Source organism: Reichenbachiella sp., assembly GCF_039969095.1.
Lineage (GTDB): Bacteria > Bacteroidota > Bacteroidia > Cytophagales > Cyclobacteriaceae > Reichenbachiella.
Genome location: NZ_JBDVOL010000003.1, coordinates 104,734 through 129,307 on the forward strand (window position 1 = coordinate 104,734; position 24,574 = coordinate 129,307).

The 24,574-nt window shown below is 38.0% G+C and carries 25 protein-coding genes; 12 read left to right on the top strand and 13 right to left on the bottom strand.

Translation table 11 applies throughout. The features are described from left to right. Positions 1–22 precede the first annotated feature (22 nt). Together ABJH98_RS00500 and ABJH98_RS00505 are read left to right on the top strand one after the other, a co-directional pair. Complete coding sequence (locus tag ABJH98_RS00500; protein WP_348305660.1) at positions 23–1,864, top strand: DUF3857 domain-containing protein; 1,842 nt, start codon at positions 23–25, stop codon at positions 1,862–1,864. After that, the gene (locus ABJH98_RS00505) at positions 1,861–3,810 is read left to right on the top strand and encodes a DUF3857 domain-containing protein (protein ID WP_348305661.1); all 1,950 of its coding nucleotides are present in this window, start codon (positions 1,861–1,863) and stop codon (positions 3,808–3,810) included. The genes ABJH98_RS00500 and ABJH98_RS00505 overlap by 4 nt, the downstream gene beginning before the upstream one ends. A 4-nt stretch (positions 3,811–3,814) precedes the next feature. Here ABJH98_RS00505 and ABJH98_RS00510 read toward each other — a convergent pair whose 3' ends face one another. Beyond that, on the bottom strand, positions 3,815–4,570 hold the full coding sequence (locus tag ABJH98_RS00510) for a LytTR family DNA-binding domain-containing protein (RefSeq protein WP_348305662.1): 756 nt from the start codon (positions 4,568–4,570) through the stop codon (positions 3,815–3,817). A gap of 149 nt (positions 4,571–4,719) precedes the next feature. Here ABJH98_RS00510 and ABJH98_RS00515 point away from each other — a divergent pair, with 149 nt between their 5' ends. Then, on the top strand, positions 4,720–5,073 hold the full coding sequence (locus ABJH98_RS00515; RefSeq protein ID WP_348305663.1) for a MotA/TolQ/ExbB proton channel family protein: 354 nt from the start codon (positions 4,720–4,722) through the stop codon (positions 5,071–5,073). A 58-nt stretch (positions 5,074–5,131) separates the two neighbouring features. Further along, positions 5,132–5,503: a group III truncated hemoglobin gene (locus tag ABJH98_RS00520; RefSeq protein ID WP_348305664.1), complete on the top strand. Its 372-nt coding sequence runs from the start codon at positions 5,132–5,134 to the stop codon at positions 5,501–5,503. Here the strand turns inward: ABJH98_RS00520 and ABJH98_RS00525 are convergent. The 4 genes from ABJH98_RS00525 to ABJH98_RS00540 form a co-directional block, all read right to left on the bottom strand. Further along, positions 5,490–6,758: a toxin-antitoxin system YwqK family antitoxin gene (locus ABJH98_RS00525; protein WP_348305665.1), complete on the bottom strand. Its 1,269-nt coding sequence runs from the start codon at positions 6,756–6,758 to the stop codon at positions 5,490–5,492. The genes ABJH98_RS00520 and ABJH98_RS00525 overlap by 14 nt on opposite strands. 65 nt (positions 6,759–6,823) lie before the next feature. Further along, entirely contained in the window at positions 6,824–7,834 is a 1,011-nt protein-coding gene (locus tag ABJH98_RS00530; RefSeq protein ID WP_348305666.1) for a beta-ketoacyl-ACP synthase III, read from the bottom strand. Between the two features lie 116 nt (positions 7,835–7,950). Beyond that, positions 7,951–8,652, bottom strand: coding sequence for an SOS response-associated peptidase (locus tag ABJH98_RS00535; protein ID WP_348305667.1), 702 nt, complete (start codon positions 8,650–8,652; stop codon positions 7,951–7,953). 11 nt (positions 8,653–8,663) lie between these two features. Next, positions 8,664–9,623, bottom strand: coding sequence for an alpha/beta fold hydrolase (locus tag ABJH98_RS00540; protein WP_348305668.1), 960 nt, complete (start codon positions 9,621–9,623; stop codon positions 8,664–8,666). A 183-nt stretch (positions 9,624–9,806) separates the two neighbouring features. Between ABJH98_RS00540 and ABJH98_RS00545 the strand changes: the two genes are divergently transcribed. The 4 genes from ABJH98_RS00545 to ABJH98_RS00560 all read left to right on the top strand — a co-directional run bounded on the left by ABJH98_RS00545 (position 9,807) and on the right by ABJH98_RS00560 (position 13,986). Next, positions 9,807–11,432 (top strand): 2-oxo acid dehydrogenase subunit E2, encoded by a 1,626-nt coding sequence (locus tag ABJH98_RS00545; RefSeq protein ID WP_348305669.1) that lies wholly within the window; start codon positions 9,807–9,809, stop codon positions 11,430–11,432. A gap of 69 nt (positions 11,433–11,501) precedes the next feature. After that, positions 11,502–12,053 carry an ATP-dependent protease subunit HslV gene (gene hslV, locus ABJH98_RS00550; protein ID WP_348305670.1) on the top strand — a complete coding sequence of 184 codons (552 nt, stop codon included), beginning with the start codon at positions 11,502–11,504 and terminating at the stop codon, positions 12,051–12,053. Between the two features lie 131 nt (positions 12,054–12,184). Then, positions 12,185–13,273, top strand: coding sequence for a glycine cleavage system aminomethyltransferase GcvT (gene gcvT / locus ABJH98_RS00555; RefSeq protein ID WP_348305671.1), 1,089 nt, complete (start codon positions 12,185–12,187; stop codon positions 13,271–13,273). A 2-nt stretch (positions 13,274–13,275) separates the two neighbouring features. Then, complete coding sequence (locus ABJH98_RS00560; RefSeq protein WP_348305672.1) at positions 13,276–13,986, top strand: 2-phosphosulfolactate phosphatase; 711 nt, start codon at positions 13,276–13,278, stop codon at positions 13,984–13,986. Here ABJH98_RS00560 and ABJH98_RS00565 read toward each other — a convergent pair. Both ABJH98_RS00565 and ABJH98_RS00570 read right to left on the bottom strand, forming a co-directional pair. Next, positions 13,983–14,975, bottom strand: a complete 993-nt coding sequence (locus ABJH98_RS00565) for a DUF4407 domain-containing protein (protein WP_348305673.1) — start codon at positions 14,973–14,975, stop codon at positions 13,983–13,985. The genes ABJH98_RS00560 and ABJH98_RS00565 overlap by 4 nt on opposite strands. An 81-nt stretch (positions 14,976–15,056) precedes the next feature. Beyond that, positions 15,057–15,239 carry a hypothetical protein gene (locus ABJH98_RS00570; protein ID WP_348305674.1) on the bottom strand — a complete coding sequence of 61 codons (183 nt, stop codon included), beginning with the start codon at positions 15,237–15,239 and terminating at the stop codon, positions 15,057–15,059. Positions 15,240–15,403: 164 nt separating this feature from the next. On the opposite strand from ABJH98_RS00570, the gene ABJH98_RS00575 reads away from it, so the two are divergent. The 3 genes from ABJH98_RS00575 (at position 15,404) to ABJH98_RS00585 (ending at position 16,550) form a co-directional block, all read left to right on the top strand. Next, a complete protein-coding gene (locus ABJH98_RS00575) occupies positions 15,404–15,787 on the top strand; it encodes a DUF4783 domain-containing protein (protein ID WP_348305675.1) in 384 nt (127 codons plus the stop codon). A gap of 203 nt (positions 15,788–15,990) precedes the next feature. Then, positions 15,991–16,197, top strand: coding sequence for a hypothetical protein (locus tag ABJH98_RS00580; protein ID WP_348305676.1), 207 nt, complete (start codon positions 15,991–15,993; stop codon positions 16,195–16,197). A gap of 152 nt (positions 16,198–16,349) precedes the next feature. Beyond that, complete coding sequence (locus ABJH98_RS00585) at positions 16,350–16,550, top strand: hypothetical protein (protein ID WP_348305677.1); 201 nt, start codon at positions 16,350–16,352, stop codon at positions 16,548–16,550. A 94-nt stretch (positions 16,551–16,644) separates the two neighbouring features. Here the strand turns inward: ABJH98_RS00585 and ABJH98_RS00590 are convergent, their stop codons facing one another. From ABJH98_RS00590 to ABJH98_RS00615, 6 genes are all read right to left on the bottom strand, one after another. Next, entirely contained in the window at positions 16,645–17,643 is a 999-nt protein-coding gene (locus ABJH98_RS00590; RefSeq protein ID WP_348305678.1) for a glycosyltransferase, read from the bottom strand. A 16-nt stretch (positions 17,644–17,659) separates the two neighbouring features. Next, on the bottom strand, positions 17,660–18,868 hold the full coding sequence (locus ABJH98_RS00595; RefSeq protein ID WP_348305679.1) for an NADH:flavin oxidoreductase/NADH oxidase family protein: 1,209 nt from the start codon (positions 18,866–18,868) through the stop codon (positions 17,660–17,662). Further along, a complete protein-coding gene (locus ABJH98_RS00600; protein ID WP_348305680.1) occupies positions 18,868–19,719 on the bottom strand; it encodes a hypothetical protein in 852 nt (283 codons plus the stop codon). The genes ABJH98_RS00595 and ABJH98_RS00600 overlap by 1 nt, the downstream gene beginning before the upstream one ends. Positions 19,720–19,757: 38 nt before the next feature. After that, positions 19,758–21,101 carry a deoxyguanosinetriphosphate triphosphohydrolase gene (locus ABJH98_RS00605; protein WP_348305681.1) on the bottom strand — a complete coding sequence of 448 codons (1,344 nt, stop codon included), beginning with the start codon at positions 21,099–21,101 and terminating at the stop codon, positions 19,758–19,760. Positions 21,102–21,104: 3 nt separating this feature from the next. After that, positions 21,105–21,857: an SDR family NAD(P)-dependent oxidoreductase gene (locus ABJH98_RS00610; RefSeq protein WP_348305682.1), complete on the bottom strand. Its 753-nt coding sequence runs from the start codon at positions 21,855–21,857 to the stop codon at positions 21,105–21,107. A gap of 73 nt (positions 21,858–21,930) precedes the next feature. Next, positions 21,931–22,617 carry a hypothetical protein gene (locus ABJH98_RS00615; protein WP_348305683.1) on the bottom strand — a complete coding sequence of 229 codons (687 nt, stop codon included), beginning with the start codon at positions 22,615–22,617 and terminating at the stop codon, positions 21,931–21,933. Positions 22,618–22,747: 130 nt separating this feature from the next. Between ABJH98_RS00615 and ABJH98_RS00620 the strand changes: the two genes are divergently transcribed. Then, the gene (locus tag ABJH98_RS00620; protein WP_348305684.1) at positions 22,748–24,568 is read left to right on the top strand and encodes a DUF885 domain-containing protein; all 1,821 of its coding nucleotides are present in this window, start codon (positions 22,748–22,750) and stop codon (positions 24,566–24,568) included. Positions 24,569–24,574 lie beyond the last annotated feature (6 nt).

Below are 24,574 nucleotides of genomic sequence, written 5' to 3' on the forward strand. Positions count from 1 at the left end.
TTAGGTTTCTAACAACAGTATATTGTATTCAATTGTATTGCTTATTAGTAGTTGGTTATCTATTCTTTTAAGTGAGTCTCCGGATGGATTTATAAAGAATTATCAGACACATGTATCATTTGTTAAGGGCAAAATGATTGTTTCCAAGCGATTATTAGCTCAAATCAATAATGCTGAGGGCAATTCTTTTGCAGAGATACAAATTGGTTATTCTGAAACTAACAGCATCTCAAACCTAAGCGCATCCATCCTGAATATATCTGGGCAAAAAATTAGATCATTAAAAAATAAAAACATAAGAGATAGGAACTACATCTCAGGCTATAATTCGTATTCTGACTACCGTATCAAAGAATTTGACTTGATTCACAACGAGTACCCTTATTTATTAGAATACAGTTATGACATAGAATACGATCAATTTATTTTTGAGAAGTGGTACCCTAATTATAAAAACCTGTACACCAAAGAAGCAGAGCTTATCATCGAATATCCTCATGAGTTCCAAATCCAGATTATAAGTGATGCAGCGGATTCGATAAATCCCAAAATGTCAAAATCTGAAACAATAAAACAAATTTGGAGCTTCAGTGATATCAATAGAATAGAGGAAGAAAATCAAGGGCCAAACTGGAAAGAATTGAGTCCTTCAATTTCTATCATTCCAGAGACTTTCTTTTATGGTTTTGAAGGTCATTCTTCATCTTGGCAAGATTATGGCAACTGGGTCAATTCGTTAAGTATGGGACATAATGATCTTAGTCCAGAGCAAATTTCTAAGGTAAAAGCCAAAGTGGCTGGTATCCATGATAAAAAAGAAATAGCAAAAATACTGTTCAATGACTTGCAGGATGAAATGCGTTATGTGAATATTTCAATGGATATAGGTGGAATGAAACCTTTTCCTGCCAGTTTTGTCGAACAAAACAAATATGGCGACTGCAAAGCCCTGACTTACTATATGAAGTCTTTGCTAGAACTATTCGCTATTCAAGCTTATCCTGTAGACGTCTATTGGTCTAGCAATCCAATGATAATTAATGAGAATGCCTATACTCAACAATTCAATCACGTATTCCTTTGTGTCCCGATTGATGGTGATACTGTTTGGTTAGAAAATACAAGCCAAACCCAACCCTTCAACTATATTGATACAAATAAGCAAGGAGAAAAAGGACTCTTAATTAAAAATGGAGCCAGCAGACTGATCACATTACCTAAGCAGTCAATAGAAGATGTTAAATCAGTCATGGTTTTAGAACTTAAGCTACAAGAAGATGATGTTTTGTTAGGGAAATTAGATGCAACCTATAGAGGAGACAAATTTGAAACGTTTAGTTATATCAACCAAAACTGGCAAAAATCTGACCAAGATTCTTGGATGAAAAGAAATCTTCGACCAAAATCTTCAGAATTGTACAGTTGGGATTTCAGTACTCGAGACCGAAATAAACCGTTCATTGAAATGTCTGCAAGTTTGGACTTCTCTAACCAAACAAAAAAATATGGTTCGAATCTAGTTGTATTTGTTCCAGATTCTGATTTACCAAATTTGGAACCTCCTAGTCAAAGAAAATATGATTTTCGATATAGAGTTCCTTTGTACAATATTGATACCATTACTTTTGAGTTAGATACAGCAAGATACAGCAAGACAATACTACCAGAAACTCAGCTGCTTCTGACGGACTTTGCAGATTACAAAATCAAATTTGATAAAAAAGATAACATTATTAAATGCATAAGGTCTTTGAAAATTCATTCAAACACATTTACTCCCGGAGAGTCTTATAAAAAGATTTACAAATTCATTGAAGATATTAAAGCCATAGAAAGGCAAACTTATATACAACTAAGACAATGATTAAGTTATTTTATTTTAGTTTTTTGACTCTGACATGCATTTCAGTTTTGGCCAATGACTATGCTGATTACGGCAAATTCACACAGGCGGAATTTGACCTAAAGGAATATACCAATGACCCTGAAGCAGCTGCCATAGTACTTTTTGACATTGGCAAAACAGATTTCGTCAAAGGGGCGAGCGGATTAGACATCCGATTCAAGAGACACATCAGAATTAAAATATTAAAGGAATCTGGCATTGATCAAGCCAACATTGCTATTCAATACTATGCAGACGGATTCGGAAAAACAGAATCCATAGAGAAAATTCAGGCAAGCAGCAATATTGCAAATGACCAAGAAGTGACCAAAGTTGAATTAGAAAAAGATCTAGTATTTGACGAAAAAGTAAATGAATACTGGAGAGTTAAACGATTTTCTATTCCAGGAGTTAAGGTCGGCTCAATCATCGAGTATCAATACGAGCATATTTCTCCTTTCATGTTCAACTTACCAGATTGGGAATTTCAAAGTGATATTCCAGTACTCAAAAGCCGTTACGAAGTAAAAATGGTGCCATTTTACGAATACGTTGTTTTAAAACAAAGGACAGATTCTCTTACTTATGATTCTTATATAGACAAATCCTTCGAAAGACATTATGCAGGTATTTCTTTCAAAGAAATGGTTCATGTATATGAAATGAAAGACATTCCAGCCTTTTATGACGACGAGTACATCACATCTAGAAATGACTACATAAAAAAAATTGATTTTCAGTTAGCACAAATTAACTCACCAAGCGGAGGCAAGACTCAGGTGATGTCGACATGGGAAAAAATGATCGACGATATGAAAAAAAATGATAAGTTCGGTAGGTATATAAAGTCGGCTCAAAAATCTGCAGCTTCAAGTATCCCATCTTTAAAATTAGAAGGGAAGTCCGATCTAGAAAAACTTGAATTAATAAGTGGATATATGACTAACCAATATCGATTCAATGACTACTATGGAAAATATGCATCACAAAAAACTAAAGAGCTTGAAAAAACAAAATTAGGAAGTGCTGCTGATCTGAATTTGTATTTTATTGGTCTTTTGAGAGCTTCAGGTCTCCAAGCCGACCCAGTAATACTTAGTACTAGGCAGCACGGGAAAGTTTATAAGGAGTACCCATTGGCGAATAGATTCAACTATGTAGTTGCTCTCGTTAATCTAGGTGATCAAATCTTACTACTAGACGTAACTCAACCCAAATTGCCGTATTATTTACTCCCAATGAAGTGTCTCAATGATTTCGGTTTGGTTGTTAGTGAAAATCCATATTGGATTGATCTGGAATCAAGTTTTTATTCACATCAAACTCAGGTAACAACTATTGAATTAGCCGACGATAGTTTAAAGATTAGATCAAAAGAAAAGTCTACAGGTTATGATGCCTATGTGCAGAGAAAAGCCTGTTTAATTAGCGAGAATGATTTTATTCAATCTAAACTCAATGAAACTGAACAGTTGATCGAAGATCACAAAATAACTAATCTTGAAAACTATAATCAATCTTTTTTAGTTGATTATACAAGAACTGCCCATCAGGAAATTTTTGATTCTGAAACCTATATCTCTCCTTTTCGGAATATTGAGTTTTCCAAAAATCCATTGAAACAAAGGAAACGAGATTATCCAGTAGACTTTATCTATAAAAGAGATAGAACCTTAGTTTCTACCGTCTACCTTCCTGAAGGGGCAGAAATTAAATCATTGCCAGACAATGTAACGGTTGACAATGACCTTTTAGCATTCAACTACCAAGTTAAAAAATTAAATAATGCTGTCATTTTTGAAGTAAACTATAAGCTGAAAAAAAGTACCTATTTATCAGATGAGTATGAAACTCTTAAGCAGAACTTTGAAATTCTTCACAATACCCTTCAAAGTCAGCTGGTGCTTCAAACAAATAAATTTTAGTACTTTATTTAAACAAATTAATTTTGAATTCTTTTCTATAACTCCTACTAATTGGTAACTGCTCATTTCCAATGGTGACTTGTTCAGCATTGAAAGTAGTGATCTGCCCCCGATTGACCAGAAATGATCTATGGATTCTTATAAACTCATGGGGTAGTTCTTGTTCTATTTTACTGATTTTAGCTTTTGAAATAATGGGTGAATCAGAATCAAGAACATGAATTTTTATATAATCTGAAAGACTTTCTATATAGAGAATATCTTTGTGAAGAATTTTTCGGTTTTGCCTTTCCGACCGAACAACGACAAACCCCTCTTCGGTTTTTTTCTTTTCGTCTTCAAGCGCTTCTATTTTAAATTTTGAGTCTGAGAACTTTCGATATAACAGATAAAAGCCATGAGCAAATACAATGGCATAAAGCGTCATGCTCAACTTAGACACATCTAGTATAGAAGGGTGCATGGCTCGAACTTGATAATTGGCCAAATAAATAAAGGCAAGAAAAATCAAAATAATCTCCAAATGTGCCGACACGATCAGCATATAAATGGAGTAAAGAATAAATTTGGTTCGTCGGTGATACAGTAAATACTTTGGTACTAAAAAGAAGTTGAAAAAATAGGCCACGCCAAGAATAACTGGATAGAGGATCGTAACAAAATAGATAGAGTACAAGTAGCTATCAAAAGCATTTCCATACATCAAAATCAATACAAAATATACGATCGACCAAAATGCTATATGCCCCTTTGTTGTCATTGATTTTTTCTTTCAATATTCGCTAAATATATTCACAGTTGCATCATTAGTCGACGACTTACAGCTTTAGACATGGATTCGACCTAGTTACGAAACAGACCTCCATCTAGCTTTGTAGCAAATAATTTTAAACTAAAAAAGAACTTATCATGATTGATTTATTATTTGAAGGAGGCATTCTATTTATGAGCATATTGACCATCGTATTGGCTGCCAGTTGTGGGCTATTCATTTTCCATTTAGTCAAAAAAACTCAGGACGAAAATCAAATGGCTTTGATTAAGTCTATTGGACTCTTTGCTCTTGTATTTGGCATTTTGGGTCAGTTTATTGGATTGTATAGTGCCTTACAGCACATCAGCCAGGTAGAGTCTGTCCCTTCCGCTATGCTGGCAGCCGGTATTCGAGTTTCATCTATTACGAGTATTTACGGCATGATCATTTTTGTATTGAGCTATTTGATGTGGTTTGCACTCAAGTTGATCTCTGGCACCAATCGGTGACATAGATCATAATGCTTTAATAAGATTGTCCAAAGTTCATCCGTATCTTTGGACAATCATGACAGACATTCAATCTAGGGCAGACATTGACCAACTCATTCATGCATTTTATAGCAAAATTATGAGTGACTCGGAAATCGGATACTTCTTTACCGAGGTGGTTCAACTCGATCTGGATCATCACCTTCCTAAAATTGCTGACTTTTGGGAAACTACCCTATTTCACAAGGCCAATTATAAAGGAAATCCTATAACCCCGCATGTAGCCATGCACGAAAAGTCTCCTATGACTAAGGTCCATTTTGACAGATGGGTAAAAGTATTTTGTGAAACTATTGATGAGATATTTGAAGGGTCAAAAGCAGAAATGGCGAAACAAAGAGCTCATTCGATTGCAACGGTCATGTTTATAAAAATTAATGCCGTCTAGTCCCTTTTTGCTTGCCCTTTCGATTGTAATATTTCCAGATGCCAGTAGGTTTACCTTGATCGTATTTTTCTTCCGATGCTATATTGCCATTGTCATGATAGGAAATCCAAGTTCCATGTGGTGATCCATTTTGATAGGATTCTTTGATTTGTAACTCGCCATCCAGAAAGTATAAATTGCGACTTCCGTTTCCATTGGCAAGTGTCCCTTTTGGCAATATTTCGCCTTGTTCTGAAAAATAATCACTTACATCGAACAACAATCCATGCTTCCAGTTTTCATCCTGAATCAGCTGCTCGTTTTCATAAAAATGACCCCAAAGGCCATTCTTCAAATCCGATTTATAGGAGCCAATTGAGTTCAGTTTTCCTGATTCATAATAGTCTATCCATTGCCCATCTTTCAAATCATTTTTGTACTTGCCTTCCGACAACAATGCCCCGGATTCAAAGTAGTACTTCCACAGTCCTTGTTTGTGGTTGGCTATATATTCTCCAATAGAAAACATAATACCATTTGGCGACATGCTCACCCAGGTTCCCGTCTTCATATTCGACTCATACTGCCCTTCTACACTAAGAGACCCATCTTTGAAATATTCAGCATACTTGCCGTCCAGCAGGCCATTTGAATAATGAGCTGATAAGGTTTTATTTTTATTGTAATGAAATTCTTCAACTAGACCATTCAGTAAGCCTGATTCATAAGCTTCAGTTCGCGCGACTCGTTTATTGACATGATAATATGTCCATGTGCCCACGGGCAAATCATCCTGATAATATTGTTCGAAATTTTTATTGCCGATCGGTGAGAACTCTATCCAAACACTGTCTTTTTTGCCCTCTTCATAATAACCTGATAGTGCTACTTGCCCATTATCATAATATTCATAATAGGCACCGTTTAGTATGTCATTTTCAAAATTTGAAGCAGAAATGATTTCACCGTACTTGTCATAGGTGTGATAAGGCCCCTGCTTTTTGCCGTTTTCAAGCAAAATGGCTTCAGATACGACAAAGTTGAAATATTTGAACCAAACACTATCAGGCACGCCATTTTTGAAATATCCTGTTACGAGCATTCCATCCCATCTACGCTCAAATTGCCATTGACCTACTCTTTTACCTAAATACTCTTCGCCTTTTGCATTAAAGGTAGTATCAGAAGGCACTTCTTTATAAAAATTTTGAGCTTCTGCAGTCAAAGACTGAAGCACCAACATCAAAATAATTAGGTTACATTTTTTCAAATGCATAAAAAAATCGTTTGGCACAAAGCAAACAATTAACGTGCTAGGTTCTATGAAAATTAGGATAATTTTTACCAGCGAATTAATGCGGACGCCCAGGTAAAACCACTGCCGAAAGCAGCCAAGCAAATCAAATCCCCTTCTTTTATTTTTCCTTCTTCTAGTGCTTCACTAAGCGCAAGTGGAATAGAGGCTGCTGTGGTATTACCATATTTTTGAATATTGTTGAAAACTCTATCATCTGTCAGCTTCATTTGGTTCTGGATGAATTGACTAATTCGCAAATTGGCTTGATGTGGAATAAGCATATCAATATCATCAGCTTGATATCCGTTTTGCTCAAGAGCTTCCTGTATTACTTGCTGAAATCTCACTACGGCATGCTTAAATACAAAATTCCCATTCATATACGGGTAGTATCTAATATCCTCCGGATTATTTCTTTCTATATAATTCGGCACCCAATCAGTTGTAGCAGGGCCAATAAGTGCAAGTTCTTCTGCATGTTGACCTTCAGAATGCAAATGAGTAGAGAGTATCCCTTTTCCCTTTTCATCAGTAGCTTGCAATATCGCGGCACCTGCACCATCTCCGAAAATGACTGATACACCTCTACCTCGCGTGGTGAAATCCAATCCACCACTATGCACTTCACTTCCGACTACTAGCACCGTTTTGTACATGCCAGTTTTAATAAATTGATCTGCCACTGAAATGCCATAAACAAAACCAGAACATTGGTTTCTGATATCCAGTGCGCCAATTTCTTTCTTGAATCCTAGCTGCTGTTGAAGCATTACGCCTGGGCCAGGGAAGTAATAATCAGGGCTTAAAGTAGCAAATATTATGAAGTCAATGTCATCCACCGCTACACCAGCTTTTTCTATGGCCATTCGAGAAGCCTTAGTGGCCATCGTAGAAGTTGTATCTTCTCCTCCTGGTACAATATGCCTTCTTTCTTTGATACCTGTACGCTCTTGAATCCAAGCATCGTTGGTATCCATAAGTGGCTCTAGCTGTTGGTTGGTTACTACATTGTCTGGAACATAATGTCCCATTCCTATAATTTTCGCACTTTTCATATGTATCATTTTTTGGGTTTGCGAATTACAAAAACTTTTGCCGCAATTACAATATCGGAACTATCAAAGTCAATTTCAATATTAAATAAGATATTGTATGAATTGCGACTAGGCTATCAATCGAACAAAGTATAATTACCAAGCTGATCTACAGAAGACTGCGGTTGAATGAGATGATCCCCGTTGTTCGACAAGTTAGTGATCAATGGTGAAACAGAATGATAGCTGATTTGACCTAGACTCTCTGTGTTATTTAAAATCTCCATCAATTCATCCAAGGAAGAATAGCTATCCAACCATTTTTTTTCCAAATCTTTTGGAATAATTCCAGGCATACTTGATCCAAACTCAGGCATGTTAATATAGTTAGGGATTTCAATGATTTTAAAAGTATAATGAACGTTGCCGTCCATATCTTCATTTACTTCCCAGATGCCTGGAATACTGAACATGGTCTCAGAAGGATTGTAAAAGTAATGTGGCGTTTTTCTTTTCTTACTGTACTGCTTCCATAGGTAAAAACCATTGGCTGGAATCAAACAGCGATGTTTCTCTAGTGCATTGCGCAGCGTAGTTTTTGACATCAACTGATCCCTTTCGCAAGTCAAAAGCTTAGGAGAAATGCTCTTATTATTAGACCACTCTTTGTTAGTCCCCCAAAACACAAATGAAATTTGTCCTTTAGCTGCGTCGGTCACCACAGGCAATTGCTGCGCTGGGGCAGCATTATAGTTAGGCACTGTAAACTCTTCGCCATTCAATCCATAGCGGGCATTGATGGCTTTAAAGTCTGAATAAATCGCGTACCTATCTAACATATACTAATTCTCTAGTGCTGATTGATGAAATTAAATGCTCGGTCTTCTGACCAAAATGTGCCATTGTTTTGGTTAGATGAAAAACCTACATGACCTCCAAATTTAGGCATCTCGAAATAAACATTTTTCGAAGATTCGAATTTTGTTTGATCAAAGCAAGATTCTGATAGAAAAGGGTCATTCAATGCATTGACCAAAAGTGTAGGAACTTCGATCCCTTCAATAAAGTTTCTGGCGCTGCACTTGGCATAATAATCATCCGCTGAGTCGAACCCATGCAATGGAGCGGTCACCACATTATCAAACTGATACATGTTTGCTACTTTCATCAGTTGACCTACATCTACCGACCCAGGTAACTTATCATTTTTAGCCTTCCCTTTCACTTTTAGTGATTTCAAAAACCGTTTGCAGTACAGGAAATTATGTGGTTTATCAATTTCATGGCAACAGCCTTTCAGATCGATCGGAACAGAAAATGCAAATGCCGATTTGATTTTGGAGTCTCTTTTTTCTTCCCCCAAATACTTCAGCGTAAGGTTTCCTCCCAAACTAAATCCTCCGAGGGTGATATTAGGAATATCTAAAGTCAGTGCATATTCCACCATAGTTTTCAGGTCCTGAGTTGCACCACTGTGATAGAATCTGGGGGTGTTGTTCATTTCGCCACTGCAGCCACGATAATTCCATGCGATTACGTTCCACCCTTCACTGTGAAATTTTCTTACCATTCCTTCTATGTATGGTCTATGACTATCACCTTCTAGCCCATGCGACAAAATCAGTAATTTATCGGAATCCGATTTATACCAGTCCAGATCCAAAAAGTCATGATCAGGCGTATCTATCCTAATTCGCTCGTATGAGGGTAAATTTTTCACTTTACGAGTAATTCCCGGAATGATAGTTTCGAGGTGTCTATTAAAAAGCAGCTTAGGGCGTTGGTAGTCGGAAGAATGGATTATCGGCATTGAAATTAACTACATGTTTTAATTGCTCAAATTTAAAATTTTAAAATATTCTAAGCGATTCTTTTCGAAAACTATATTTTTTCACCGTTAACGTAAACGAATCAAATTTTTCAATATAGATAAATTTGATTAAACCCGATTTCAAGCTAATTTAGCCTTTCGATTAATAAATAATCAAAAACAATGGCGGAAGTAATAAAGATGCCTAAGATGAGCGACACCATGGAAGAGGGTGTAATCGCATCTTGGCTAAAAAAAGTAGGGGATGAAGTGAAATCTGGAGACATATTGGCAGAGGTGGAAACCGACAAAGCCACTATGGAATTGGAATCTTACGATGACGGGGTATTACTTCACATCGGGGTAGAAGAAAAATCCGCTGTTCCAGTAGATGGCGTGATTGCCATCATTGGTGAAAAAGGAGAAAAAATTGACGACTTATTAGCTGATCTTTCTGACTCAGCTGCACCAGCAGCCGCCAAAGAAGAGGCACCAGCAGCAGCCCCTGCTCCAGCAGCAAGCGCTGAAAAAATTGACACTTCAGGAATCAACGCACAGGTAATCAAAATGCCTAAAATGAGCGATACCATGACTGAAGGTGTAATCGCTTCTTGGATTAAAAATGTTGGAGACGATGTAAAGTCAGGCGATATCCTCGCAGAAGTAGAAACTGATAAAGCCACCATGGAATTAGAGTCCTATGATGATGGCGTCTTACTATATCGAGCGGTAGAGGCCGGAAATGGCGTCCCCGTAGATGGCGTAATCGCTATTATTGGTGAAAAAGGTGCAGATTTCGAAACTTTACTGAAAGCTGAGGAAGCCAATGCTGCAGCTCCGGCTGTTGAAGAAAAGAAAGAAACAGCTCCTGCTCCAGTAGCAGCACCAAAAGCAGCTTCGGCTCCTGCTCCTGCAGCACCATCTGCTACAGCTACTAATTCAAATGGAAGAGTGATCGCTAGTCCATTGGCTAAGAGCTTAGCAAAAGAAAAAGGATATGACATTTCACTGATTCCAGGAACAGGCGACGGTGGAAGAATTATCAAAAGAGATGTAGAAGCATTCGTTCCATCTGCAGTTCCTGCAGCTGGCGGAATCGCAGCTACTGGCGCATTTGGAGTAGAGAGTTACGAAGACGTGCCTGCCACTCAAATGAGAAAGGCCATCGCCAAGGGCGTGACCGCGAGTCAGTTTGGAGCTCCTCACTTCTATTTGACCATGGAAATAGACATGGACAAAACGATAGAGGCCAGAGTAAGCATCAACGAGCAGGCTCCTGTTAAAATTTCGTTCAATGATATTATAATAAAAGCTGTGGCCGCAGCATTAAGAAAGCATCCTGATGTAAATACTTACTGGATTAGCGATACAAACAGCATTAGAAAAAACCACCACATCAGTGTAGGCGTAGCCATGGCTACAGAAGATGGATTGGTTGTGCCAGTAGTAAAATTCGCAGATACGAAAACATTGGCTCAGATATCTACTGAAGTAAAAGAATTTGGAGCGAAAGCTAAGGCTAAAAAAATCCAATTGGATGAAATGCAAGGCAATACGTTCACCGTCTCTAACCTAGGCATGTTTGGAATTGAGCAATTCACTTCTATCATTAATGCGCCAGAATCTTGTATTTTGGCCGTCGGAGGCATCAAACAAACTCCAGTTGTTAAAAATGGAGAGATTGTACCTGGCAACGTGATGAAAATTACATTGACCTGTGATCATAGGACTGTAGATGGAGCTGTTGGCTCTGCCTTCTTGCAAACACTGAAAGGATTCATCGAAGATCCAGTAAGAATCTTGATATAAAAACAATTCGGAAGGAGAGGTTAACCTCTCCTTTTTTTATTCGTTTTAACTTTCCTTAAACTAATAGACATGTCGAAATTCCCAAAAATAAGATCTACTACGGTCTGTGCAGTAAAACACAACGGACAAGTAGCCATCGGCGCTGATGGACAAGCCACACTAGGAAACACAGTTGCGAAAAGCAATGTAAAAAAAATAAGAAAGTTGCAGGATGGTAAAATAGTGACAGGATTTGCTGGCTCTACCGCAGATGCGTTCACATTACTTGAGCGAATGGACGAAAAGCTCAACTCCTATGGTGGCAATATGAAAAGAGCTGCTATTGAACTAGCTAAGGACTGGCGCATGGATCGATACTTACGCAAGCTAGAAGCCATGCTCATTGTGGCTGATAAAGATGAGATTTTGGTCGTATCCGGTACTGGTGATGTATTAGAGCCAGACAATGATATAGCTGTTATTGGATCAGGGAGTATGTATGCACAATCAGCCGCATTAGCTCTGAAAAAACATGCTGGAGATAAACTTACTGCTGAAGACATAGTCAGAGAAAGTTTAAACATAGCCGCTGATATCTGCATTTATACCAATCACAATCTGGTAATAGAAAAGGTAGGATAATAATTATCTTACCTAAATCAATACCAATTTGACATCTTCTTATTTCTAGCCAAATTCCAGCTGAATTGGTCGGGAGATATTTTTGCTCTATGGGGCTATTGGTTAGATTTGCGCCACTAAAATTGAACAACATGGATATCAAAAAAACAGCCCTAAACGACCTCCACGAATCCCTAGGTGGAAAAATGGTCCCTTTTGCCGGATACAACATGCCGGTACGATATAGCTCAGACAAAGAAGAACATAATCAGGTACGAGAAAGTGTAGGTGTATTTGATGTTTCTCACATGGGAGAGTTTCTCCTAGAAGGACCAAAAGCCCTTGATCTCATCCAAAGAGTAAGCAGTAATGATGCCTCTAAACTCGTAGATGGTCAGGCCCAATATTCATGTTTACCCAATGAGGACGGTGGAATTGTAGACGATTTAATCATCTATCGTATGGCTGAAGAGAAATATTTCTTGGTTGTCAATGCTTCGAATATAGAAAAGGACTGGAATTGGATCTCAAAGTACAATACTGAGGGAGTGAAAATGACTAACCTTTCTGATGAATACTCCCTCTTTGCAGTACAAGGGCCAAAAGCAATCGAAACCTTACAGAAACTGACTGATGTCAATCTTTCTGAAGTAAAATTTTACACATTCGTTGTAGGATCATTAGCTGGAATCGAAGATGTCATTATCTCCGCTACGGGATACACTGGCGCTGGTGGTTTTGAATTGTATATCAAAAATAAAGATGCAGAAGCTGTTTGGAAGAAAGTTTTTGAAGCAGGTGAAGAGTTTGGCATATTGCCTATTGGCTTAGGTGCAAGAGACACTTTGAGATTAGAAATGGGATATTGCCTATACGGCAATGATATCACCGACACTACTTCACCGCTCGAAGCTGGTTTGGGATGGGTGACTAAGTTCACCAAAGACTTTACCAATTCAGCCAATTTGGCCAAGCAAAAAGAAGAGGGTGTAACCCGAAGACTCGTTGGATTTATAATGGAAGACAAAGGCATTCCAAGAGGACATTACGAAATTGCTGATGCCGAAGGCAACATTATAGGAGAAGTAACTTCTGGCACGATGTCCCCATCCATGGGAATAGGTATCGGTTTGGGATATGTGAAAGTAGGACATCATAAAGCAGATTCTGAGATTTACATTCAAGTAAGAAATAAGTCACTCAAAGCTAGAGTCACCAAATTACCACTTTACAAAAAATAAGATTGAAAAAAAATATAGACGTTTGCCTCTCTCCAGAGCTCATAGGATTATATGATCTGGAAGGGAAAATTGTAGTTGTTGTTGATATTTTAAGGGCTACTTCTGTCATGGTTACGGCTATGGCTCATGGTGCTAAAGAAATTATACCTGTAGCTACACTCGACGAGGCAAAATCATATTTAGATCAAGGTTTTCTGTGCGCTGCCGAAAGAGGTGGCGCACAAGTAGACGGCTTCCCTTTGGATAATTCTCCTTTCAGTTACATGAACGAGAATATTGTTGGCCAGCCAATAGTGATTACCACTACTAACGGCACTTTAGCCATTACTAAATCGACGAAAGCAGATCAAGTGCTAGTAGGAGCTTTTATAAACATACAAGCAGTGGCCGACTACATCACTAAGCAAAACAAGGATGTTATTGTGCATTGTGCAGGGTGGAAAGGAAAGACCAATATGGAAGATACCCTTTTTGCTGGTGCTTTGGTGGAGTTACTTTCAGGCACTCATGACTTGGCATGTGATACCGCCCATCTTTCTCTAAATTATTATCAGTCAGTGAAAGATAATCTCTTTGAAACGGTAAAGAATTCTGCTCATGCCAAACGCTTGAACAAACTCCATGTGATTAAGGATATTGAATTTTGTGTAAAGCAAAGCACCTATGATGTGGTGCCTATTTTGGAAGGAAAGAAATTGATTGTCGCTAGCTAGTTCGCAAGAATATAATCCTCCACTCTTTTGTCTTCCTTATACACTTTTTCCTTTCGGTAACTTTCGAAGCGTTTCTCATGAACCTCTAATAGGTCGTCGTATGGTCCTCTTGGCGCCAAGAGCTTTCCAAGTATTGGGGCTATTTCCAACATGATGAAAAGCAAAATAATAAATGCATTGGCGTAATAAATGGTATCATATTTCTCTCCCAACCTTCCCAGCGCTGTCAGTTGAAAGGAAATTCCATTCATATCAGCCACTTCTATTTGCTCTAATTCTCCAGATTTTATTTGATCGACCACCTCCAATTCTTTCCTTATGGCTGCAATTAACTGACCATTCTCTTCCTTCAGTTCTTCCAATTCTATTTGAGCCTGATCAGCATTCTTTTTCTTAATTTGATAAATAGGTCCGGGATTCACTTTACCAGAACCTCCTGTTCCATCTGCTTCCTGTCTTGCCAATTCCAACAGCTGATCGCGAACTTTTTCTTTATCAGTTATCTCTTTTTTTAAAGACTCCACTTTCGAATGAAGTGAATCTGTTTTTGAACTAAACCGAGATCGAACAGCCTTTTCATTAGTTGATAGCAGCTCCTGCTGAATCAAATTCAGTTCTGTGGCAATCTCCTTTTCAAAAATCTTTAATTCTAGTGGTTTAGAAATTACCAGGGCAATCAAAATGGCTAATATCACTCGTGGTATGGCCTGCCAATACTCTTTATTTGAGTAGGATTTACGCATACTGAGTACGATGAAACGATCCAAATTGAAAATCATCAAGCCCCAGATCAAGCCAAACACTATTGGCCAAAAAATCCCTTCAAAAACAAAATACAATGCATAAGCCGAAGACATAGTTGCTAGCAAACCAGTGAAAAATACTGCCGCACCAATACCAACAAATTTACTGACTTCAGTAGGACACTTATTTAGAATAGACTGAGAAGCGCCTGAACAGTAGCAAAAAAATCGTTCAATTTTATTCATGTGTTTGAGTTTTGACCTAAGAATAATTAATAGGTAATAAACAGTTCCTGTTATTACCTATTACATAAATAAAAAAATAGATTAAGAGAGTACCCTTGCCGGCAACATAAAAAGTGCCTTTATAAAAGCGAACACTCCCTCTACAGCAAAACCTAACAGTCTAAAAGGCAACAAAATCAGCCAAATAACAGGATAGAAGAACAAAAGGCCGATGGCCAGCGGCCAACAGATAACCAATAAAATAAGCCAGAGTAGTAGTTTCATTATTTTGAGTTTTAGATTTTCTAACGCAGTATTTACTAATTTGTTGAGCAAAACAAAGAACAGTCGAAACGAATTATCATGAACAAAATTTGTAGGACTACAGAAAACCCCTAATTTTAAGACTCTTGGCATAATATTCGCTTCGGTTTGATAAAATTAATTTTATGAAAAAGTCTCTTGTTTTGGCTCTAACTATTCTCATTGCTACAATCAGTTATGGGCAGTCAACTACAGACCAGGTGAGGCTTGCTCTGAATGCCGGAAGTGCCAAAGAACTGATCAAATACTTCAACGAAGTGACCGAACTTAAAATAGATGACTCTGGTGCAAATTATAGCAAAATACAAGCGGAGTCCGTATTGCGTGAATTCTTCCAACAAAACCAAGTTGAGAATTTCGAATATATACATAAAGGATCTTCACCAGAAGGACTCAAATACAATATAGGCATGTACAATGCCAAATCTAATACCTTCCGCGTAGTCATATTGCTTAAAGAAGTAAAAGGACAATATGTAGTGGATACGATGAATTTTAATAGGGAATAACCACAATACCAACCTCTCGTTATTGCTGACTGCTTAGATGACAGAATTGTAAAGTCTAGTGTCAGATAATTAAAGAAAAAAGTAGAATCTTCAAATTCCTGTCCATAATTGACAGTGCAGATTGTCAGAATAGTTAATTCTTATGGCAGTTATCCGAAATCAACATAGCCTTACTTTGGGGTATTACTAAAACAAAAAAGCTTATGCATTTTATATGGTATAATCCTGACCACAGTGAATACAAATATGGAAATGTGGCCGCTTTTAACTTAGAGATTGAAAGTGCCAATAATCCCAGAGCATATACGGTGCTCATGGAATTTGACAAAGATTCTAAGCAGATCGCCTACAAGATTATAGAGCAATTGAACATTGCAAATACGCAATCCATCGTAAGATTAGCGTGTTAGGTCGAAAAAAGTAGGCGTCTCGTAGTGTTTTAAACTAGTATTGAGGACGGTTCGTTTTTTAATACTTAGATAGAATTTGACAGTTGAGTAAAGTAAACTGGCAGATACGAACACTTAGAATTAGGTTTATTTGTAACGTTAACACATTGGCTATGCATCTTATTTGGTATAATTCTGTAACCAAAAGGTATGAGTACGGAAGCTCAGTGGACTTCAAATCTTTGAAGAAGACTAGTGATTTGGGAGACGCCCTAACTATACTCATGGAATTTACTGGAGATGACAAAGTGTTAGCTCATAAGATTATTGGAGAGTTGAACATAGCCAAATCAGAACCCCTCATGGTGGTTTAAAACCATGACTGAAATAGCAACCTTTTTCTCATAGCTTATCCTGTAGACGGCAGGAAATAGTGTTAATAAACGAACCCCGGCCTTTGGCTGGGGTTTATTTTTTGCCAAAAAAGAAAGAAGGAAAAGCCTTTCGTTCCTCTTGCCCCAGTAGATTCAATTTAAATTGAGATTTTAGAAAACCAAACCCATATCCCAGCAACTGAATAAAGGATGCAGGAATCGCCAATAAGGATACTAAAAGTGAATTGTTTTTTAAGGCATCAAAGCCTATCAAGCAGATTAACAAACCCAATGGCAATAAACTATAGCCTGCACTAAAGGGTGCAAGAACTAGCAATCCTAGAACTCCCAACAAGAATAAAGTTGGTAGTATATAAACCAGCTTACCAGTGCCAGGGTACCAGCGATTGAGTATGACTCGAACTACTCCGAACTTATATACTTGTTTAATAAATTTTCCGAAATTGATTCTCCTTTTGTGAAAGACCACAGCGTCTTGAATTAAAGACACCTTAAAGCCTGCATTCATGATACGAAAACTTAAATCTGGATCCTCACCAGGGTGAATATCAGCGAATCCACCAACCTTTTCGAAAACCTCTCTTTTTAATCCCATATTGAAACTACGGGGCTGGTAACGATCTAATTGCTTTTTTCCTCCACGAATACCACCTGTTGTAAAAAAGGAAGTCATGGCGTAATTGATAGCCTTTTGCACATCTGAAAAGCTCGAATGTGCGGCGTCTGGACCACCAAATGCGTCAGGTTGAATCTCTTCAATTGCTTGATCCAATTTTTCAAAATAGTCCTCGGGAAGTATACAGTCAGAATCGAAAAATATAAAATAGTCGCCTTTTGCCTTTTCCATACCAAAATTCCGACTATCACCTGGCCCTGTGTTTGGTTTGAAAAAGTAATGGATTGGCAGATGATACTCAGCAATTAGGTGATCAGACTTTTGATCTGAACCATCCTCCACCACCACAACCTCAAATGACTTGATCGTTTGGCATTGCAAACTATCAAACATCTCACTCATTTCGTCAGGGCGATTGTAAACTGGAATAATTACTGAATATTTGGGAAGACTCATTTGGCTTTTATGAAAGTTAACCTCCAAATTTATTGGCAAGCGCTTTAACAAATTCATGTTTCACCAGATGAAAAGCTGATCTAGCTGGAGAAAAATTGAGATCAACTTTCTGCCCTTGTCCTAATCTGTCTAGTTGCAAATTATAAAACCCAGCCTCTGCCATGTCTTCGAATGCTTTAATGCCTGTACGGATGGAAAAAGATTCAGGTGTCAACTGCCCTGATAAAAACTCAGCCGCGAAATGATCATACAATAGGTAAGGCCGCGCCATACCTACCACATCTAAGAGTCCTTCCTTCAAGGCTGAATTACAAAAATCAAGCGTACGAATTCCACCAGTTACCATCAGAGGAATTTCACTTTGTTTTCTAACCTTTTCGGCAAAATCCATAAAATAAGCTTCCCTATTTTTTGTAGATTGTCTGACATTTGATGCCAATAAAAATTCTGCATTTTCATAAGTTCCACCAGAAATCTCTAATAAATCAACTCCCAATTCATCGAGCTTATTTATTACCCAAAGTGAATCATCTTCACTAAATCCACCCTTCTGGAAATCTGATGAGTTTAGTTTGACGCCAATCGGAAAATCAAGTCCTACCTGAGTTCTTGTTGCTTGAATAATTTCGAATAAAAACCTGGTTCTATTTTCTAAACTTCCTCCCCATTGATCTGTTCTTTTGTTCGTATTTGGAGAAAGAAATTGACTAATCAGATATCCATGAGCTGCATGAATCTGAACTCCGGTAAACCCGGCTGTTTTTGAAATATTTGCCGCTTCAGCAAACTGCCCAATTAGCTCCCAGATTTCTTCTTCTCTTAATGCACGCGGCTTTGCAAAAAAACCTAACTTTTTAAGTTTAACATTGGAAGGGGAAACAGGTCGAAGATTATTGAATATCGTCGTCTGTCTGCCGCTATGTGAAATTTGCGTCCAACAGTGATTACCATTAGCTGTTGCAGCTGAAGCCCATTTTTTTAGTTCAGGTAGGCCACTCTCATTGATTACCACATTGCCTGCAGACTCTAGGTGCGAAGGTTCGAGCAAAACATTACCCGTGATTAACAATCCTGATCCGTCCTTCGACCAATTTTCATAAAGCGTATAATGTTTTTGGTTGGGTTTTAAATCACTATGGCTAAAGCGCTCTGTCATGGCAGCTTTTGCCAAACGGTTGTTAAGTACTGCTCCGCATGGCAGCTTTAATGAAGAATGAATATCCATTATAAAACTTCTTTCAAGAATTTTAATGCAGTACTATAAAAATTCATTACAGCTCTTCGCTGATCCTGGATCAAATTTAAATCGGATAACTGACTGACAGGGAGTACTGCGCCCACCCACTCATCTTGATGCCAATGCCCTAGTACTTCGCTCAAATCTATCAAATTCTTCGTTGGGTAAGGCCAAGGCGAACAATAGAAATATGGTTCATCATAGTACTTATCGCCAGGAGACATACCCATATTGATACTTCTTGATGTTTCTGGGTCTCCTGTATCCAACAATGTGATCCTAGCTGCAATGTCGAAGTGATGGGGCCAACACTTAATTGCAGACCCATTTTCTTCTTTTTTCATAATCCCATGTAACAATAAGGCGGTATTATGATAGAGTTTGCTCAATTCGATAGAACCTGCCATATTTTCAATATGAAATGCCTCTTTTTTCGCGGTGGGATATTCTGGTATAGCATAAGGATATGCTAAACTGAGTTTGGAAAATTCTGCCCCAAGTTTGCTCAATTCATGCTCCAACCAAACCATAACATCCGTTTGCCGAATATCCTGCATTGAAATTGAAGATATGGTTTGAAGATTTTCATCAACCAGATAAACTTCAAACTTTTGCATGCTGATAGATGACCGAAATTTGATATCAGCTTCTACCCATCGCCCAACTATTCTTTGCAAATCGAAATCCCATTCTAAATTGGCATTTTCGTCTTCATCATTGGCAGGCAAAAATGAACGACCGACAGCAGCCACGTTTTGAATCGCTTGATGATATTGTGCCCTAGCATGTGAAAGGTCAGCTTGATTAGGAAAAGTGAGCAGTTGCCAATCTTTGTTCATAATTTAAAGTTGATTGAAAGATAATATTAGTCTTCGGTTTACGCTAAACTCATACCTTTCATTATTCTAAATTGTTTAACAGCCGAACTATCTGTCATGCCTGAAATATAATCTGTAATTTCCAATGCAGATTCGTATGGACTTTCGGCCCAATCCAATTTGAACTGCACTTCAGAAGGAAGGAGTCTGTAGACACTTTTATGTCGACCTGAATAGCTTTCTTTATTATAAAACTTGCAAAAAACAGCTTCCATGAAAGCCTCCAGTAGCCCATCTATCACTTCAAATCCTGCAGCTTCTTTTTCTAAAACCTGCCGGCTTTGATATATTCTTTTCACAGAAAAGGAACTTAACTTTTTTAGAGTAGAAGCCGAAGGAATAAGGTCAGTTAATGCCTTATCAAAGGCACCATTCAAAATATCTTTTTCGTACTTCATGAAAATTTCTGAAGTCTGATGAATCAATGTATTAATTGCCACAGCTCTCAATACCCCTACCTTCTCTTTATCACTAGCTATATTTTCTAACTTTTCAGGATAATAACTTTCTCCTAGTATTTCAGCCAAAAAGTCTCTGGTTTCTTCAAATGACACCAACCCGAGCCCAAACCCATCTTCCAAATCTATGATGCTATAACATATATCATCGGCTGCTTCTACTAAAAAAGCCAATGGGTGTCTAACAAATGTATTTATATTTTTATCAAGTTGAAGAAGACCCAATTGCGTAGCTACTTCACAAAATGCTTTTTCCTCTGCTTTAAAATAGCCATATTTTTTCTGACTTTTTCTGGCTTTGTCTTGATTAGTCAAAGTTGAAGTACAAGGGTATTTTGTAAACGCCGCCAATGTAGCAAATGTCAATCTGAGCCCTTGTTTTTGATTCTTAGTAAGCAATCTAAACCCTTGAGCATTGCCCTCAAAACGAACTAGGTCATTCCACTCATGTTCGGAGACCATAGATTTAATTTTTTGAGCCTTAGCATTATGTAAAAAAAAATCAGAAATGGCTTGTTCTCCCGAATGTCCAAATGGTGGATTGCCTACATCATGTGCCAAAGCAGCGGCTCCAACTACAGCCCCAAAATCATGAGGAGTTAAATAAGACAACTCATCATATTTAGCTATCACTGCTGCTCCTACATTTTTTCCAAGTGACTTTCCAACACTGGAAACCTCCAAACTGTGAGTCAGTCTTGTATGTACAAAGTCTTGATCTGGAAGTGGAAAAACCTGCGTTTTATCTTGTAGATTTCTAAAAGGTGCGCTAAAAATAATTCGATCATAATCGATCTCAAAATCACTTCTAAGCGGGTTTGTGTTTTTGTTTTCTTTACTGTCGCCAATACGAGAAGACGACATTAAGTTTTTCCAATTCATCATTTTCTAAGATTGTCGATTGACAATGGTACTGCTCGCCTGAGCTGTTGGGAAAATAGTAATATCAGCAATTGTGACATGTGGAGGTCTGTCTACTACAAACTTCACTGTCTCAGCAATATCACTTGCATACAAAGGGGTAATTCCTTTATATACACTTTCACTTTTATCTTCATCTCCTTTGAATCGTACCATGGAAAACTCAGTTTCGACTAATCCAGGATGAATTCCAACCACTCGTATGCCATATGGGTTTAGATCCAATCGCATGCCATTAGTAGCAGCATCCACACCGAATTTAGAAGCACAATAAACATTACCATCTGGATAAACCTCTTTCCCAGCTATAGACCCAATATTGATAATATCTCCCGTTTTCTTTTCCACCATTCCAGGGGAAATGGCTCTAGTTACATATAAAAGCCCTTTCAAGTTGCTATCGATCATAGCGTCCCAATCAGACAGATCACCTTTATGAATTGGTGCTCTTCCATGGGCATTGCCTGCATTATTCACCAAAAGTTGAATATTCTTCCAGTTTGATGGCAAGGAATCAAAAGCAGAATTGACTTCAGTAGAATTTGAAACATCAAATGTTAAAATATAGACATCAGTCTGATCTCGAAGCTCAGCGGCCAATTTCTTTAGACGTTCCTCCCTTCTTCCACAGATAATTAAAGCAAAATCAGAGGCTAGGATTCTTGCAATCGCTTCACCTATTCCGGAAGTAGCTCCAGTAACAAAGGCAATTTTTTTCATTTTTTAATGCGGACAATTGAATCTCGAAATTACAAGGAAACTATGAGATTATTAAACGTATACCAGTATGTTCTCAAAGATCAAAACTGATACTCAACTGTGGAAACACCATGTGGGTTCTGCTTATTTCCTGATGCTCATAGTAGAAGTCACCTGCGTCGTCTTGTTTTAAATTTTTGGGAGAAATGTATTCAAGAGGTCCGCTTGCTAGATATAAAATTCTTAAATCCGCACCAAATGATTGTTTTCGAAAGGAAAAACCAAGACCCGCACCATAACTCCAAACTCCTTTCGTCTGATCCGCAAAGATCGACTCATCCTCTATATCCAGAAGCGTGTCAAACACATCATTATTGTATTTTGTAGTGGTGGAGAAAAATTTTCCTCCACCTAAGAGATCAACGTAAGGTTTGATATGTGAATCTGTTTGAATTCTTAGACGAGTGACTAAATGTGTAGTTATAAGTGTTGCGGTTGTTTTCAAAGGAAGGCCACCTATTTCGCGTTTGTCCTTACCCATATAATTGATACCCAAGTCCAAACCAATTTGGAAAAAATTGGAAGTTTTTGAAGGATTCCATACGCCTCCTAGATTTCCTCCGTAGCCCAGATTTCTATCTATTTCATCGGCAAATGTTCCTACCGGTACTGCAAACTGCAATCCTAGCCAAAATTCTCCTACTGGCACTTCTGAGGACGTTTGAGCCGAAAGATGATAGGATAAAATAATGGCGATAATGAGTGAGGTGAATTTTTTCATCGTTCGAATTAGTTAGGGACTAAATTAAAGTCAAATAAAACGCTCATACCCCTAATTATAAACTCCACTGAATTTTAAAGAACCTTATTCACAATTTTATAAATTGCGGATTGAATTAAACAAATCAAAAATGAATCAAGTCAAAAACTTATTATTGCTCATTTTGGTTCTTGCCGCGGCATGCTCACCAAATCAGGATCAAAATTCCTATTCACCTGAAGAGATAGTTGCTGAATCAAAAAAAGCAAATGACTTTTTCGAAAAGTCATTTAGTGATGGGCTCGACAGAAGTCCAGAATATCAAACTTATCTGGCTGTTAAAAAAGATCAGGATAAATGGGATGACTATTCAGAAGAAAACGCAAATGCTGAATTAGAAATCACAAAACAGGAATTGCAGTGGCTAAAAGATTCTATCAACTACGACGCTTTAGATGAAAATACAAAAGTGAGTTACAATCTATTCGTTGCCTCTTCAGAACAAGAAATTGACGGTTTCAAATATAGACTATACAATTACCCAGTAAATCAAATGTTTGGAATGCATTCTGGCAAACCTGCATTTTTGATCAATATGCATCAGATTACCAATAAAGTGGATGCTGAAGCTTATATTTCTAGGTTAGAGAAACTAAAATCTGTTTTTGATCAATTAATAGTTAACCTAAAGAAAAGGGAAGAAATGGGAATAGTGCCTCCAAAATTTGTCTTTCCAAGAGCCATTTCTGACTCAGAAAATTTACTGAAGGGTGCTCCTTTTAGTGATGGAGAGCCGAGCACATTACTTGCAGACTTTTCAGGAAAAATTGAGAAGTTAGACTCATTATCTCAAGATGATAAAAGTGATCTTTTGGCAAGAGCCAATGAGGCATTGATGACAAGTGTAAAGCCGGCTTATGAATCGCTTATTTCTTTCTTAACTGAACAAGAAAAAAGAGCCACTACAGATGATGGTGCGTGGAAGTTCCCGAATGGTGAGGCCTTTTTCAATTTCGCTTTAAAAAGAACCACAACGACAAATTTGACATCTGACGAAATACACGAAATTGGATTGCAAGAAGTAGCTCGAATTCATGGTGAAATGAGAGAAATCATGAAAACAGTAGGATTCGAAGGAGATCTACAGGCATTTTTTGAATTTTTAAAGACAGATGATCAGTTTTATTACCCTAACACTGATGAAGGAAAAATGGCCTACATGGATAGCGCCACAGCCATCATCAACAATATGAAAGGCCGATTGGACGAATTGTTTATCACAAAACCAAAAGCTGACATGATTGTGAAACGTGTAGAAGCGTTTAGAGAACAATCAGCTGGAAAAGCTTTTTACAATAGTCCTGCACCTGATGGCAGCCGCCCCGGAACCTATTATGCAAACCTGGCGAATTCTCGCAACATGCCTAAATTCGAAATGGAGGCATTGGCCTATCACGAAGGCATCCCTGGACACCACATGCAACTATCCATCGCACAAGAGTTAGAAGGGCTTCCTCGATTTAGAAAATACGCTCGCTACACTGCCTATACAGAAGGATGGGGATTATACTGTGAGTTTATTCCTAAAGAAATGGGGCTATACGAAAATCCATATTCTGACTATGGTCGCTTGGCTATGGAGCTCTGGAGAGCTTGTCGTTTAGTGGTGGACACAGGTATACATGGCAAAAAATGGACTAGAGAAGAAGGGATTGCCTATTACCAAAACAATACCTCTGGTACAGAACGTGAGTGCGTTCGAATGGTGGAACGCCACATTGTAATGCCATCTCAAGCTACAGCTTACAAAATCGGAATGCTGAAAATCTTAGAGCTGCGAGCAGACGCAAAAGCTAAACTGGGTGAAAAATTCGACATCAGAGAATTCCACGATGTCGTACTAACCAGTGGACCAGTTCCACTTGAGTTATTAGAAACAATGGTCAATGATTGGGTAGCTTCAAAGAGCTAGTTAATT